The sequence below is a fragment of the Clostridium tetani genome (assembly GCF_900167265.1).
GTDB lineage: Bacteria > Bacillota > Clostridia > Clostridiales > Clostridiaceae > Clostridium_G > Clostridium_G tetani.
In genome coordinates, this window is record NZ_FUWT01000006.1 from 102,277 (window position 1) to 115,465 (window position 13,189).

A 13,189-nucleotide genomic window follows, 5' to 3' on the forward strand; every position below is an offset into this window, starting at 1 on the left:
TTATTTATTAAAAGGACACCCTTTATAGTAGTGATACTGTAGAGGGGTGTTTTTTATGAAACATAAAAGAATAGCATTTATATTATCAACATTTTTTATAATAGTAGTTTTAGGTTTTTTACAAGTAAGTAATACCACACCTAACTCAATAAAGAAGGGTTCTTCTTTTAAAGTTTATATGAGTAAAAAACCCTTTGATATAAAAATTCAGCTATCTAAATATACTTTTCATTTAAATAAGGATATAGCTGTAAGTACAAAAGAAAAAATTGTAAACTCATCTATAGTTGATAAAATAAAAGAAAATAATAAAATACATAATATAAATAAAGAAATAATAACTACTTTTAATGAAAATACTTTAATGATAGATGAAGCTTTAAAAAATATCCATTACCTCTTTACTAAATAAAAAGCTGTATTGACATATACCCTCAAATTTATGCTATAATTTAATCTGAATCATTGAAACGATGGAGGTAAAACGGATGACAAGTGAAAGACAAAAGCGTGTAAGAAATTTTTCAATAATTGCACACATAGATCATGGTAAATCAACTCTCGCAGATAGATTATTAGAAGAAACAGGAACCCTTACCCAAAGAGAAATGGATGAACAAACCCTTGATACAATGGATCTGGAAAAAGAAAGAGGTATAACAATAAAATCTCAAGCAGCTAGATTGATTTATAAAAGAGATGATGAAAAAGAGTACATATTAAATCTTATAGATACACCAGGACATGTGGATTTTAATTATGAAGTATCTAGAAGTTTAGCAGCATGTGAAGGTGCTATATTAGTAGTGGATGCAACTCAAGGAATACAAGCACAAACTTTAGCTAACTGCTATTTAGCTCTAGAACATAACTTGGAGATTGTTCCAGTTATAAATAAAATAGATTTACCTAGTGCAAGACCGGAAGAAGTAAAAAGGGAAATAGAAGATATTATAGGAATAGATGCTTCAGATGCACCACTAATATCAGCTAAAACAGGATTAAACATAAAAGATGTACTAGAAGCAGTAGTTGAAAAAGTTCCCTATCCTAAAGGAGAAGAAGAAGAACCTTTAAAAGCTTTAATATTTGACTCTTATTATGATGCATACAAAGGGGTTGTATGTTATGTAAGAGTTAAAGAGGGTACAATAAAACCGGGAACAGAAATAAAACTTATGGCAACAGGTAGGAAGTATGAGGTAACTGAAACGGGAGTATTTGTACCTGAATACATGAAAATAGATGGATTAGAAGCAGGAGATGTTGGATATATTACTGCATCTATTAAAAATGTAAGAGATGCAAGAGTTGGGGATACAATAACAGAGGCAAAAAGACCAGCTACAGAAGCTTTAGAAGGATATAGACCAGCTATTCCTATGGTGTTTAGTGGTATATATCCTGTAGATGGTGCTAAATATGGAGAGTTAAAAGAAGCTTTAGAAAAACTTCAAATAAATGATGCAGCCCTATCCTTTGAACCAGAAACATCTATAGCTTTAGGTTTTGGTTTTAGATGTGGTTTTTTAGGATTACTTCATATGGATATTATTCAAGAAAGAATAGAAAGAGAATTTAATTTAGATATTATAACTACAGCACCTTCAGTTATATATAAAGTTACAAAGACTAATAAAGAAACTATAGATGTTACTAATCCTACAAATTTACCAGAGGAATCAGAAATAGCTTATATGGAAGAACCTATAGTAGAGTGTTCTATAATAACACCTTCAGATTATGTTGGTCCTATTATGGAATTATGCCAAAATAGAAGAGGTGTTTTTAAAGATATGCAATATATAGAAACTACAAGAGTAGTTTTAAATTATGACATACCTTTAAATGAAATAATATATGACTTTTTTGATGCTTTAAAATCAAGAAGTAGGGGATATGCCTCTTTAGATTATGAATTAAAGGGATATACTCAATCTAAATTAGTTAAATTAGATATACTTTTAAATGGTGATAATGTGGATGCTTTATCTATGATAGTTCCTGAAGAAAGAGCCTATTCAAGGGGAAGACAAATGGCTGAAAAGTTAAAAGAAATTATACCAAGACAGATGTTTGAAGTACCTATACAAGCAGCAGTAGGTTCAAAAGTAATAGCAAGGGAAACTGTAAGAGCTTTAAGAAAAGATGTTTTAGCTAAATGTTATGGTGGAGATATATCCAGAAAGAAAAAACTTTTAGAGAAACAAAAAGAAGGTAAAAAGAGAATGAGACAAATAGGATCTGTTGAAATACCACAGGAGGCATTTATGTCTGTTCTAAAAACAGAAGAATAGGTAATTAAGTAAGGAAGATTGATATATCAATTTTCCTTATATTTTATGCTAAAGTGAAATAAGGTGATTTTATGAAAGAAGATTATAATAACTTTAAGAATATAGGATTATATATACATATTCCATTTTGCAAAGAAAAATGTAAGTATTGCGATTTTATTTCCTATTCTAAAAAAGAAAGCTTTATGAAAGAATACATAGAAGCTTTATCAAAAGAAATTAAAAGAGAATGTATGGACAAAAAGATTAGAAGCATATATATAGGAGGAGGTACTCCAAGTTATGTACCCAATAAATATTGGGAAATATTAAAGGAAACCATTGATAACTTAAATAAAAGCAAAAACCTAGAGTTCTCTATAGAAGCAAATCCAGGCACAGTAACAGAGGAAAAATTAAAGTTTTTTAAGGAAATGGGAATAAATAGAATAAGTTTTGGATTGCAAGCATGGCAACACCACTTACTTAATAAATTAGGTAGAATACATAATATAGAAGAATTTTTATATAGCTATAAATTAGCAAGAAAATTAGGATTTGATAATATAAATGTAGATTTAATGTTTGGAATACCAGACCAGAAGTTAGAAAATTGGAAGGAAACATTAGAAAAGATAGTAGAACTTAATCCAGAACATATTTCTTGCTATAGTCTTATAGTAGAAGAAGGGACTCCTTTTTATAAACTATATGAAAAAGGAAAGTTAAATCTACCTAATGAAGATATAGAAAGAGATATGTATAGATATGCCATTGAATTTTTGGAAAACAAAGGGTACCATCAATATGAAATATCAAATTTTTCAAAAGAACATAGAGAGTGTATTCACAATTTAATTTATTGGGATTTAGAAGAGTATATTGGATGTGGATTAGCAGCACACTCATTTCTAAAGGGATATAGATACTCCAATGTACACAATATAGAAGATTATATAAAATTAATTAATGAGAATAAGAATATAAAAATAAACACTTATAAAAATTTAACAAAGGATACTATGGAAGAATTTATGTTTATGGGTCTTAGAAAAATAAAAGGAATAAATACAGAGGAATTTTATAAAAGATTCCATAAAAATATATATGAAGTTTATGGTGATATAATAAAAAAATATATTAATGAAGGCTTAATTATAGAAAAGCATGGCAACATATTTTTATCATCAATAGGGATAGAATTATCTAATAGTATAATGTGTGACTTTATTTTGGATTAAATTACTTTAGCTAGAAAAAGAGAGTATTAATGAGATAAAAGCTATAAATAATATAAAAAACTATAAAATTAACATTTATATAAAAATATAATACTTATATAAGTTTGACAAATATAAAATAGAATGATATTTTTTAATCATAGCAGTTAGCACTCAACAAGAGTGAGTGCTAATAAATGGGGTGATTATTATGGAAATGGACAAAAGGAAAATAAAAATACTTCAGGCTATAATTCATGACTACATTCAGACAGCAGAGCCTGTGGGTTCCAGGACCATAGCAAAAAAATATGACTTAGGTGTTAGTTCTGCCACCATAAGAAATGAAATGTCAGATTTAGAAGATATGGGCTATTTAGAACAGCTACACAGTTCATCAGGAAGGAAGCCATCAGATAAAGGTTATAGACTATATGTAGATAAATTAATGAATATTCAAAAATTATCTTCTATGGAAGAATGCGCTATAAAAACTCATATAATAAATTCTGCTTTATATGAAATTGAAAAAGTTGTAAGAGAAGCATCTGCTATCTTAGCGGATTTAACTAAACTAACCACCGTTGTAATGTCACCTTCATCTATAGAAAGTTACATTAAATCTATTCAATTAATAGGACTAGATGCAAACACAGTATTATTAGTTTTAGTTATAGATACCGGTATAATAAAAAATAATGTAATAAAGCTACATGCTAAAATGACAATAGATGAATTAGTTAAAATAAATAGGATATTAAATATTAAACTAAATAAGATAAGAGTTGAAAGTATAAATTTAGACTTTTTAAAAGTAGTATTAGAAGAATTTAAAGACTATGAGAAATGGTTAAAGGATATTTTGCCAGTACTTTATGAAACATTATTAAGTGGCATAGATTCTAATGAAATATATTTAGAGGGAGCTACAAACATATTTAATTATCCAGAATATAATGACATTCAAAGAGCTAAAGATTTTTTATCCCTTATAGATGATAAAGATAAGGTTAAAAATCTAATAAAAAGTGATGATAATATCACAATAAAGATAGGAAAAGAGAATTTTATAGAAGATGCTAAAGATTGTACTATAATAACAGCTGTATATAAATTAAAAGATAGACCCTTAGGAACTATAGGAGTTATAGGACCTACTAGGATGCCTTACTCTAGAGTTGTTTCTATATTATCTACATTAGTAGATGAGCTAGACAAATTGTTAAAAGATGATAATATCTAAATATGTAAGAGGGCATAAAAGAAATGAAATGGAGGCATGATTACATGGCGGAAAAAAAAGTTGAAGACTTAGAGATGGACTTAAATGAAGAAGAATTAGAAGAATCAGAAGTAAATGAGGATAAAGAATTTGAAGAATTAGATAAGAGCGAAGAAGAAAACGAAGTAGAAGAGTTAATATCTACACTAAAAGATGAGAATGAGAAGCTAAATAATGAGATGGAAGCTTTAAAGGACAGATTATTGAGAACAACAGGAGAATATGATAATTATAGAAAAAGAACAGATAGAGAAAAAGAAGGTCTTTACGCAAGTGCTTGTGAAGATGTTTTAAAAGAAATTTTACCTGTGTTAGATAATTTAGAAAGAGCTATTTTAGCTAAAGGAGATATAGAAGACTTAAAAAAAGGGGTAGATATGACTCTAAAACAATTTAAGGATTCTTTTAAAAACTTAGGTGTGGAAGAAATCTCCACAGAAAATGGATTTGACCCTAATTTACATGATGCAGTAATGCATGTGGAAGATAGCCAATATGGAGAAAAAGAAGTAGTAGAAGTCTTTCTTAAAGGTTATAAAAAGGGAGATAAAATTATAAGACATTCTATGGTTAAAGTTGCAAATTAAAATAAAAAATTTGAAATATATAAATTTATAGAAATAGGAGCTTAAACTTAAGGAGGTAGTTAATAATGGCAAAAGTAATAGGTATAGACTTAGGTACAACAAATTCATGTGTATCAGTTATGGAAGGTGGGAATCCAGTAGTTATAACAAACTCAGAAGGTGCAAGAACTACACCATCCGTAGTGTCATTTCAAGATAATGGAGAAAGATTGGTGGGACAAATTGCTAAAAGACAGGCAATTACAAATCCACATAAAACAATAATGTCAATAAAAAGATATATGGGAACAGACCATAAAGAAACTATAGATGGAAAAGAGTATACACCACAAGAACTTTCAGCTATAATACTTCAAAAACTAAAAGCAGATGCTGAAGCTTATCTTGGAGGAACAGTTACTCAAGCAGTAATCACAGTACCAGCATATTTTAATGATAGCCAAAGACAAGCGACTAAAGATGCAGGAAGAATAGCAGGATTAGAAGTTCTAAGAATAATAAATGAACCAACTGCAGCATCCCTAGCATATGGATTAGATAAAATGGATACAAATCAAAAAATATTAGTATATGACCTAGGTGGAGGTACTTTTGACGTATCAATACTTGAATTAGGAGATGGAGTATTTGAAGTTAAATCCACAAATGGTAATACAAAACTTGGTGGAGACGATTTTGACCAAAGAATAATAGATCATATAGCAGAAACATTTAAAAAGGATTCAGGAATAGATTTAAGAACTGACAAAATGGCTCTTCAAAGATTAAAAGAAGCAGCAGAAAAAGCTAAGATAGAGTTATCTTCATCAACACAAACAAATATAAACTTACCATTTATAACAGCAGATGCTACAGGACCAAAACATATAGATATGAACTTAACAAGAGCTAAATTTAACGAATTAACACAGGATTTAGTTGAAGGTACGCTAACTCCAATGAAGAAAGCTCTACAAGATGCTGAAATGTCAATAGGTGAAATAGATAAGGTAATATTAGTTGGAGGTTCTACAAGAATACCAGCAGTTCAAGATGCTGTTAAGAACTTTACTGGTAAAGAGCCATCAAAGGATGTTAACCCAGATGAATGTGTTGCTATGGGAGCAGCTGTTCAAGCAGGAGTATTAACAGGAGACGTAAAAGATGTATTACTTCTAGATGTAACACCATTAACTCTTGGAATTGAAACATTAGGAGGAGTTGCTACTCCATTAATAGAAAGAAATACAACTATACCAACTAGAAAAAGTCAAGTATTCTCAACAGCAGCAGATGGTCAGACATCCGTTGAAATACATGTAGTTCAAGGTGAAAGACAAATGGCTGCAGATAACAAGACTTTGGGAAGATTTACTTTATCAGGAATAGCTCCAGCTCCAAGAGGAATTCCACAAATAGAAGTAACTTTTGATATTGATGCTAATGGTATAGTAAATGTATCTGCTAAAGATAAGGGAACAGGAAAAGAAGCTAACATAACTATAACAGCATCAACTAATTTATCAGATGATGAAGTAGAAAAGGCTGTTAATGATGCTAAGAAATTCGAAGAAGAAGACAAGAAGAGAAAAGAAAGTGTAGAAGTTAAAAATAATGCAGAGCAAATATTCTACCAAACAGAAAAAACTTTAAATGAATTAGGTGATAAAGTATCTGCAGAAGATAAGGCTACTATAGAAGAAAAATTAAATGCATTAAAAGGAGTTAAAGATGGAGAAGATATAGAAGCAATAAAGAAAGCTACTGAAGATTTAACTCAAGCATTCTATCAAATTTCATCAAAAATATATCAAGATGCAGGGGCACCAGGAGCAGAAGGTTTTGATTCAAATATGGCTGGAGAAGCTAATGCAGGACAAAATGCAAATAACGATGATAACGTAGTTGATGCAGATTATAAAGTAGAAGATGACGAAAAATAATTAATATTACAAAATTAAGGGAATAGGGTATCCTATCCCTTAACTTGTAGATTTTTAATAGGTGGTGGAAAAATGCCCAAAAAGGACTTTTATGAGGTTTTAGGCGTTGAAAAGGGAGCAAACGATGCGGAAATAAAGAAAGCATTTAGAAAATTAGCTTTAAAATATCATCCAGATAAAAATGCTGGAAATAAAGAAGCAGAAGAAAGATTCAAGGAAATAAATGAAGCTTATCAAGTATTGTCAGATCCACAAAAGAGAGCTCAATATGATCAATTTGGAACTGCAGACTTTAATGGTGGGGGAGCTGGTTTTTCAGGATTTGAAGACTTTGATTTAGGAGATATATTTGAATCCTTTTTCGGAGGTGGATTTGGAGGTTTTGGTGGAAGTTCTAGAAGAAGAAATGGACCACAAAAAGGACCAGATGTTCAATATTCTATAAATCTAACCTTTAATGAAGCTGTTTTTGGAGTAGAGAAGGAAGTAAGTATAACTAAAAGTGAAACTTGTGAAACCTGTACTGGAACAGGAGCAAAACCGGGAACTAACTCAAAAACTTGTCCTAAATGTAATGGATCAGGACAAATTAAAGTTCAAAGAAATACTGCACTAGGTAGTTTTGTAAGTGTAAATACTTGTGATATGTGCGGAGGTAAAGGAACTATAATATCTGATCCATGTAGTGATTGTAAAGGAAAAGGTACAGTTAGAAAACAAAAAAAGATAAAGGTAAATATACCAGCAGGTGTAGACACAGGCAATGTAATACCTATAAGAGGACAAGGTGAAGCTGGAGTAAATGGAGGTCCACCTGGAGATTTATATATATCTGTAAGAGTAATGCCAGACCCGTTCTTTAAAAGAAGAGGAGATGACATATATATAGATCAGCATATAAGTTTTGCAAAGGCTAGCTTAGGAACAGAATTAAAAGTTAAAACTATAGATGGAGAAGTTAAATACGATATACCATCAGGAACTCAACCAGGAACTGTATTTAGATTAAAAGGAAAAGGAGTGCCACATGTTAATGGAAGAGGTCGAGGAGATCAATATGTAAACATAATAGTGGATATTCCTAAGTCTTTAAATCAAAAACAAAAAGAAGCACTATTCGCCTATATGGAAGCAAGTGGAGAAATACAATCTTCAGAAAAAGAAGGTTTTTTTGATAAAATAAAGAAAAACTTTAAATAAAAATTTTGTAAAGCAAAATTTTTATTTAATAAACAACTAATAATGAATAATGAACAATTAAGGGTATTTTTTTTCGCTATGCTCAGAAAAATTTTAATTTTATTTGATTTGTTAAAGAAAGTTGTTTTATGTGTAGTTCGTTAAGCTTTGCTTAACATCAAGGTTTTATAAAATTAAAAGCTTTTCGAAATGATAATGGAAAAAAGCTATCCACAATTATTCATTGTTCATTATTAATTAAAAAGGAAAACTTAAATAATAACCGGATTATAGTTATTATTTAAGTTTTCCTTTTTTATAGTATAATATATAATGTTAAAGAAAAACACCTATAAAATTATGGAGGTAAAAAATGAAAAAAGAAGATAAAGATTGGATTGAACTTACTATAATAACTAGTAGCCAGGCGGTAGAAGCAGTATCAGCTATACTATATAATACAGATGTGCAGGGCATAGCCATAGAGGATTCAAAGGATGTAGAATTTCAAAAGAAAAATAAAGGTGATTGGGATTATTTTGATGAAACTTTAATTAATATAGAAGAAGGGGCTGTAATAAAAGCTTACTATAGAGAAGATAAAAATTTTATGAAATACTTAAAATACATAGAAGAAAGTGTAAAGAATTTAGAACAGCTTGGTTTCGACAAAGGAAAGGGCATAGTTACCACATCAAAAGTTAATGAAGAAGATTGGGAAAATAATTGGAAAAAGTATTACAAACCAACTAAAGTAGGAGAAAAAATTGTAATAAAACCTATATGGGAAGAATATGGAGAAAATCCAGAAGAGATAATTTTAGAATTAGATCCAGGTATGGCATTTGGAACAGGAACTCATGAAACCACTAGAATGTGTATAGAGTCTTTAGAAAAATATGTTAAAGAAGAAGATGTTGTGTTTGATATAGGAACAGGATCAGGAATACTTGGCATAGCAGCAGCTAAACTAAATGCTAAAAAGGTAATAGGAGTAGATTTAGATGAAGTAGCAGTGGATTCTGCAAAGAAGAATGTAGGTTTTAACCACTTAGATAATATAGAAATACTTCACGGAGACTTAATGGAAGTAGTTAAAGGAAAATGCAATATAATAGTGGCTAACATTATAGCAGATATAATAATTCTTTTATCTAAAGATGTGAAGAAATTCTTAGAGGACGGAGGATACTTTATATCTTCTGGAATAATAAAGGATAGGAAAGAAGAGGTAGTGGATAGTTTAAAAGAAAATGGATTCAAAATAGAAGAAATTAAAGAACAGGGCGAATGGGTTTGTGTTGTAGCAAGTTTGTAGGGAGGATTATAAATGCATAAATTTTTTGTGCCTAAGGAAAATATAAGTAATGAAAAAGCTATAATATTAGATGAAGACGTAAAACATATATATAAAGTTTTAAGGCTTACAACGGAAGATGAAGTTATAATAAATAATTGTGAAGGTGAAGAATTCCTAGGAGAAATTTCATATATAGATAAAAAAGAAGTTATAGTAAATATAAAAGAAAAATTAGATATAAATAATGAAAGTTCTATACAAGTATACCTTTTTCAAGGTATGCCTAAAGCCAATAAAATGGATTTAATAGTTCAAAAAAATTGCGAGCTAGGGGTAAGGGAAATAACACCTGTAATCACTGAAAGGGTTGTGGTTAAGCAATATGGTGGAGAATATAAAAAGCTTGATAGGTTAGAAAAAATAGCCATAGAGTCTTCAAAACAATGTAAGAGGACACTTATACCAAAAGTAAATAACCCTGTAGAATTTAAAGATTTATTAGAAGAATTAAAGATTATGGATTTAATAGTGGTTCCCTATGAAAATCAACAAGGTTTTGGAATGAAGAAGCTAATTACTAAAATTGAAAAAAACAAAATCATAAAGATAGGTGTAGTAATAGGTCCTGAAGGTGGTTTTGAAGAAGATGAAATAGAAGAATTAGAGAAAATAGGAGCTAATATTATAACCTTAGGACCAAGAATTTTAAGAACTGAAACAGCTGGATTTACAGCGGTGTCACTACTTATGTATGAATTAGGAGATTTAGGAGGAAATATTTAATGAAAGTTGCTTTTACAACCCTTGGGTGTAGAGTTAATCAATATGAAACAGAAGCTATGACAGAAAAATTTATAAAATCAGGATATGATATTGTGGATTTTGATAAATTAGCAGATGTATATGTTATAAATACTTGTACAGTAACTAATATGGGAGATAAAAAATCCAGACAAATGATTAGTAGAGCTAGAAGAATTAACAATAATGCCACTATAGCAGTGGTAGGCTGTTACTCTCAAGTGGCTCCAGAAAAAGTCTCACAAATTCCTGGAGTGGATGTAGTTATAGGTACTAGAAACAAAGGAGATATAGTAAAAAAAGTTGAAGAATACATAAATAAAAAGGAACAAGTAATTTTAGTTGAAGATGTTTTAAAAAACAATGTTTTTGAAGAGTTAAATATAGAAAGTTATAAGGATAAGACTAGAGCCTTTTTAAAAATACAAGATGGATGTAATAGTTTTTGCTCTTATTGCTTAATTCCTTTTGCAAGAGGAGGAATTTGCAGTAAAGAACCTAAAAAGGTAATAGAAGAAATAAAAAAATTAGTGGAACATGGATTCAAAGAAGTTACACTATCAGGAATACAGATATCTCTTTACGGCAATGATTTTCAAGATAATTGGGACCTAATTACTTTATTAGAGGAAATAGATAAAATAGAAGGTATAGAAAGGGTCAGAATAGGTTCTATATCTCCTAAATATTTTAAAGATGACATTATCGATAGATTCTCTAACTTGAAAAAGCTATGTCCTCATTTTCATTTATCTCTACAAAGTGGATGTGATGAAACTTTAAAGAGAATGAATAGAAGCTATACAACAGAAGAGTATAGATATATAGTACAAAAACTTAGAGAAAAAATTAAAGGTGTATCAATAACAACGGACATAATAGTAGGTTTTCCAGGTGAGAGTGAAGAAGAATTTAAAAAGACCCATAGATTCTTAGAAGAAATAAAACTATCCAAAATGCATATATTTAAATACAGTCCTAGATCAGGAACTAAAGCTGCTGAAATACAAGAACAAATAGATGGGAATATAAAGGATGAAAGAAGTAATAGTTTAATAGAATTAAATAAAAAGCTTGAAAAAGATTTCATGGAGAAGTTTTTAGAACAAGAACTTCAAGTGTTATACGAAGAAAAATCTAATTTAGAGGAAAACTCCTATGAAGGTTATACTCCAAATTATATAAAAGTAGTAACTAAAAGTAGTATGAATTTACAAGGGAAAATAGTAAATACTATTATTAAAGAAGTAAAAGAAGATTACGTTTTAGGAAAATTACAATAAAATAAAAGGAAAAGCAGCATAAATGTTGAATTTATATATATATAATAAATAGTGAAAAATATTTATGTATGTTAGGTTGAGACATTTTAAGGAGGTGAAAAAGTGGAAGATTGTATATTTTGTAAGATAGTTAAAGGAGATATTCCTTCTGAAAAAGTCTATGAAGATGAATTAATATTAGCATTTAAAGATATAAGTCCATCAGCACCAACTCATGTTTTAGTAATTCCTAAAAAGCATATAAAAAACTTAAATGAATTAAGTGATAATGATGCAAAGATTATATCCCATATATATATTAAGATTAAAGAATTAGCACAACAATTAGACATAAATGAAAAAGGTTATAGGGTTGTAACTAATTGTGGGGAACAAGGAGGGCAAACGGTAGAGCATATTCATTTTCATCTATTAGGAGGAAGAAATCTACAATGGCCTCCAGGATAATTATAGGAGATTTTAGCATTGAAAAACGCCCATGAAATTGTTGACAATACAAGTAATTTTATTATATAATGAAATGTGTGTTATTTAACCTGCATTGCCTGTGTTTAATTTATTTAATAAATTGAACTAGCGGAGGGAGGGAGAAGAATATGTCAGAAATAAAAGTTGGAGAAAACGAATCTTTAGAGAACGCTCTAAGAAGATTTAAGAAGAAATGCGCTAGAGCCGGTGTTTTATCAGAAGCAAGAAAAAGAGAACACTATGAAAAGCCAAGTGTAAAGAGAAAAAAGAAATCAGAAGCTGCTAGAAAGAGAAAGTTCAAATAAGAATATCTTTGAAAGAAGGTACTGATATGGTCCTTAAAGAACAATTACAGGAACATTGGAAACAAGCTTTAAAATCAGGAGATAAATTTAAGGCTAATACAATTAGTATGGTTAGATCTTCTATACTATTAGAAGAAAAAAACAATGGTAAAGAACTTAACGATGAAGATGTCATTGGAGTTCTAGCTAAGGAAGTCAAACAAAGGCGAGAAGCTTTGCTTGAGTTTAAAAAAGGAGGCCGACAAGATTTAGTAGAGGAGGCCCAATCTGAAATAGAAATTTTGTTAAGTTACCTTCCTCAGCAACTATCAGTAGAAGAAATAAAAGATTTTGTCAATCAGGCAGTAGAAAAAGTAGGGGCAAATAACATAAAAGACATGGGAAAAGTTATGGGTATAGTTGTACCCAAACTAAAAGGTAGAGCTGATGGAAAGCTTGTTAGCGAAGTAGTAAAAGAAGTTTTAATTGGCAAAAATAAATAATGAATACTATACAAAGGCTGAGATATCTCAGCCTTTTTATTTTATTCCACTGTCATTTATTCTGTATTATCTTCATAAATTAGT

The 13,189-nt window shown here is 29.7% G+C and carries 13 protein-coding genes; all 13 read left to right on the plus strand.

Annotation, left to right across the window (positions count from 1 at the left end; genetic code table 11):
• Positions 1-55 precede the first annotated feature (55 nt).
• Positions 56-412: a hypothetical protein gene (locus B5D21_RS06175; RefSeq protein ID WP_035109128.1), complete on the plus strand. Its 357-nt coding sequence runs from the start codon at positions 56-58 to the stop codon at positions 410-412.
• Positions 413-488: 76 nt separating this feature from the next.
• On the plus strand, positions 489-2,297 hold the full coding sequence (lepA, locus tag B5D21_RS06180; RefSeq protein ID WP_035109129.1) for a translation elongation factor 4: 1,809 nt from the start codon (positions 489-491) through the stop codon (positions 2,295-2,297).
• A gap of 71 nt (positions 2,298-2,368) precedes the next feature.
• On the plus strand, positions 2,369-3,517 hold the full coding sequence (gene hemW, locus B5D21_RS06185; protein WP_011100195.1) for a radical SAM family heme chaperone HemW: 1,149 nt from the start codon (positions 2,369-2,371) through the stop codon (positions 3,515-3,517).
• 196 nt (positions 3,518-3,713) lie between these two features.
• Positions 3,714-4,739 (plus strand): heat-inducible transcriptional repressor HrcA, encoded by a 1,026-nt coding sequence (hrcA, locus tag B5D21_RS06190; RefSeq protein ID WP_171816080.1) that lies wholly within the window; start codon positions 3,714-3,716, stop codon positions 4,737-4,739.
• A gap of 44 nt (positions 4,740-4,783) precedes the next feature.
• Positions 4,784-5,365: a nucleotide exchange factor GrpE gene (grpE, locus tag B5D21_RS06195; protein ID WP_035109132.1), complete on the plus strand. Its 582-nt coding sequence runs from the start codon at positions 4,784-4,786 to the stop codon at positions 5,363-5,365.
• A 65-nt stretch (positions 5,366-5,430) separates the two neighbouring features.
• Complete coding sequence (dnaK, locus tag B5D21_RS06200) at positions 5,431-7,287, plus strand: molecular chaperone DnaK (RefSeq protein ID WP_011100192.1); 1,857 nt, start codon at positions 5,431-5,433, stop codon at positions 7,285-7,287.
• 72 nt (positions 7,288-7,359) lie between these two features.
• Positions 7,360-8,487, plus strand: a complete 1,128-nt coding sequence (gene dnaJ, locus B5D21_RS06205; protein WP_011100191.1) for a molecular chaperone DnaJ — start codon at positions 7,360-7,362, stop codon at positions 8,485-8,487.
• Positions 8,488-8,839: 352 nt separating this feature from the next.
• Positions 8,840-9,784: a 50S ribosomal protein L11 methyltransferase gene (gene prmA, locus B5D21_RS06210; RefSeq protein WP_011100190.1), complete on the plus strand. Its 945-nt coding sequence runs from the start codon at positions 8,840-8,842 to the stop codon at positions 9,782-9,784.
• A 12-nt stretch (positions 9,785-9,796) separates the two neighbouring features.
• Complete coding sequence (locus B5D21_RS06215) at positions 9,797-10,549, plus strand: 16S rRNA (uracil(1498)-N(3))-methyltransferase (protein ID WP_011100189.1); 753 nt, start codon at positions 9,797-9,799, stop codon at positions 10,547-10,549.
• Positions 10,549-11,850 carry a tRNA (N(6)-L-threonylcarbamoyladenosine(37)-C(2))-methylthiotransferase MtaB gene (gene mtaB, locus B5D21_RS06220; protein ID WP_011100188.1) on the plus strand — a complete coding sequence of 434 codons (1,302 nt, stop codon included), beginning with the start codon at positions 10,549-10,551 and terminating at the stop codon, positions 11,848-11,850. The genes B5D21_RS06215 and mtaB overlap by 1 nt, the downstream gene beginning before the upstream one ends.
• 102 nt (positions 11,851-11,952) lie before the next feature.
• The gene (locus tag B5D21_RS06225) at positions 11,953-12,297 is read left to right on the plus strand and encodes a histidine triad nucleotide-binding protein (RefSeq protein ID WP_011100187.1); all 345 of its coding nucleotides are present in this window, start codon (positions 11,953-11,955) and stop codon (positions 12,295-12,297) included.
• Positions 12,298-12,446: 149 nt separating this feature from the next.
• Positions 12,447-12,623 (plus strand): 30S ribosomal protein S21, encoded by a 177-nt coding sequence (gene rpsU, locus B5D21_RS06230; protein ID WP_023439012.1) that lies wholly within the window; start codon positions 12,447-12,449, stop codon positions 12,621-12,623.
• Positions 12,624-12,649: 26 nt separating this feature from the next.
• Positions 12,650-13,105 (plus strand): GatB/YqeY domain-containing protein, encoded by a 456-nt coding sequence (locus B5D21_RS06235; RefSeq protein WP_035109136.1) that lies wholly within the window; start codon positions 12,650-12,652, stop codon positions 13,103-13,105.
• The last annotated feature ends 84 nt before the right edge of the window (positions 13,106-13,189 follow it).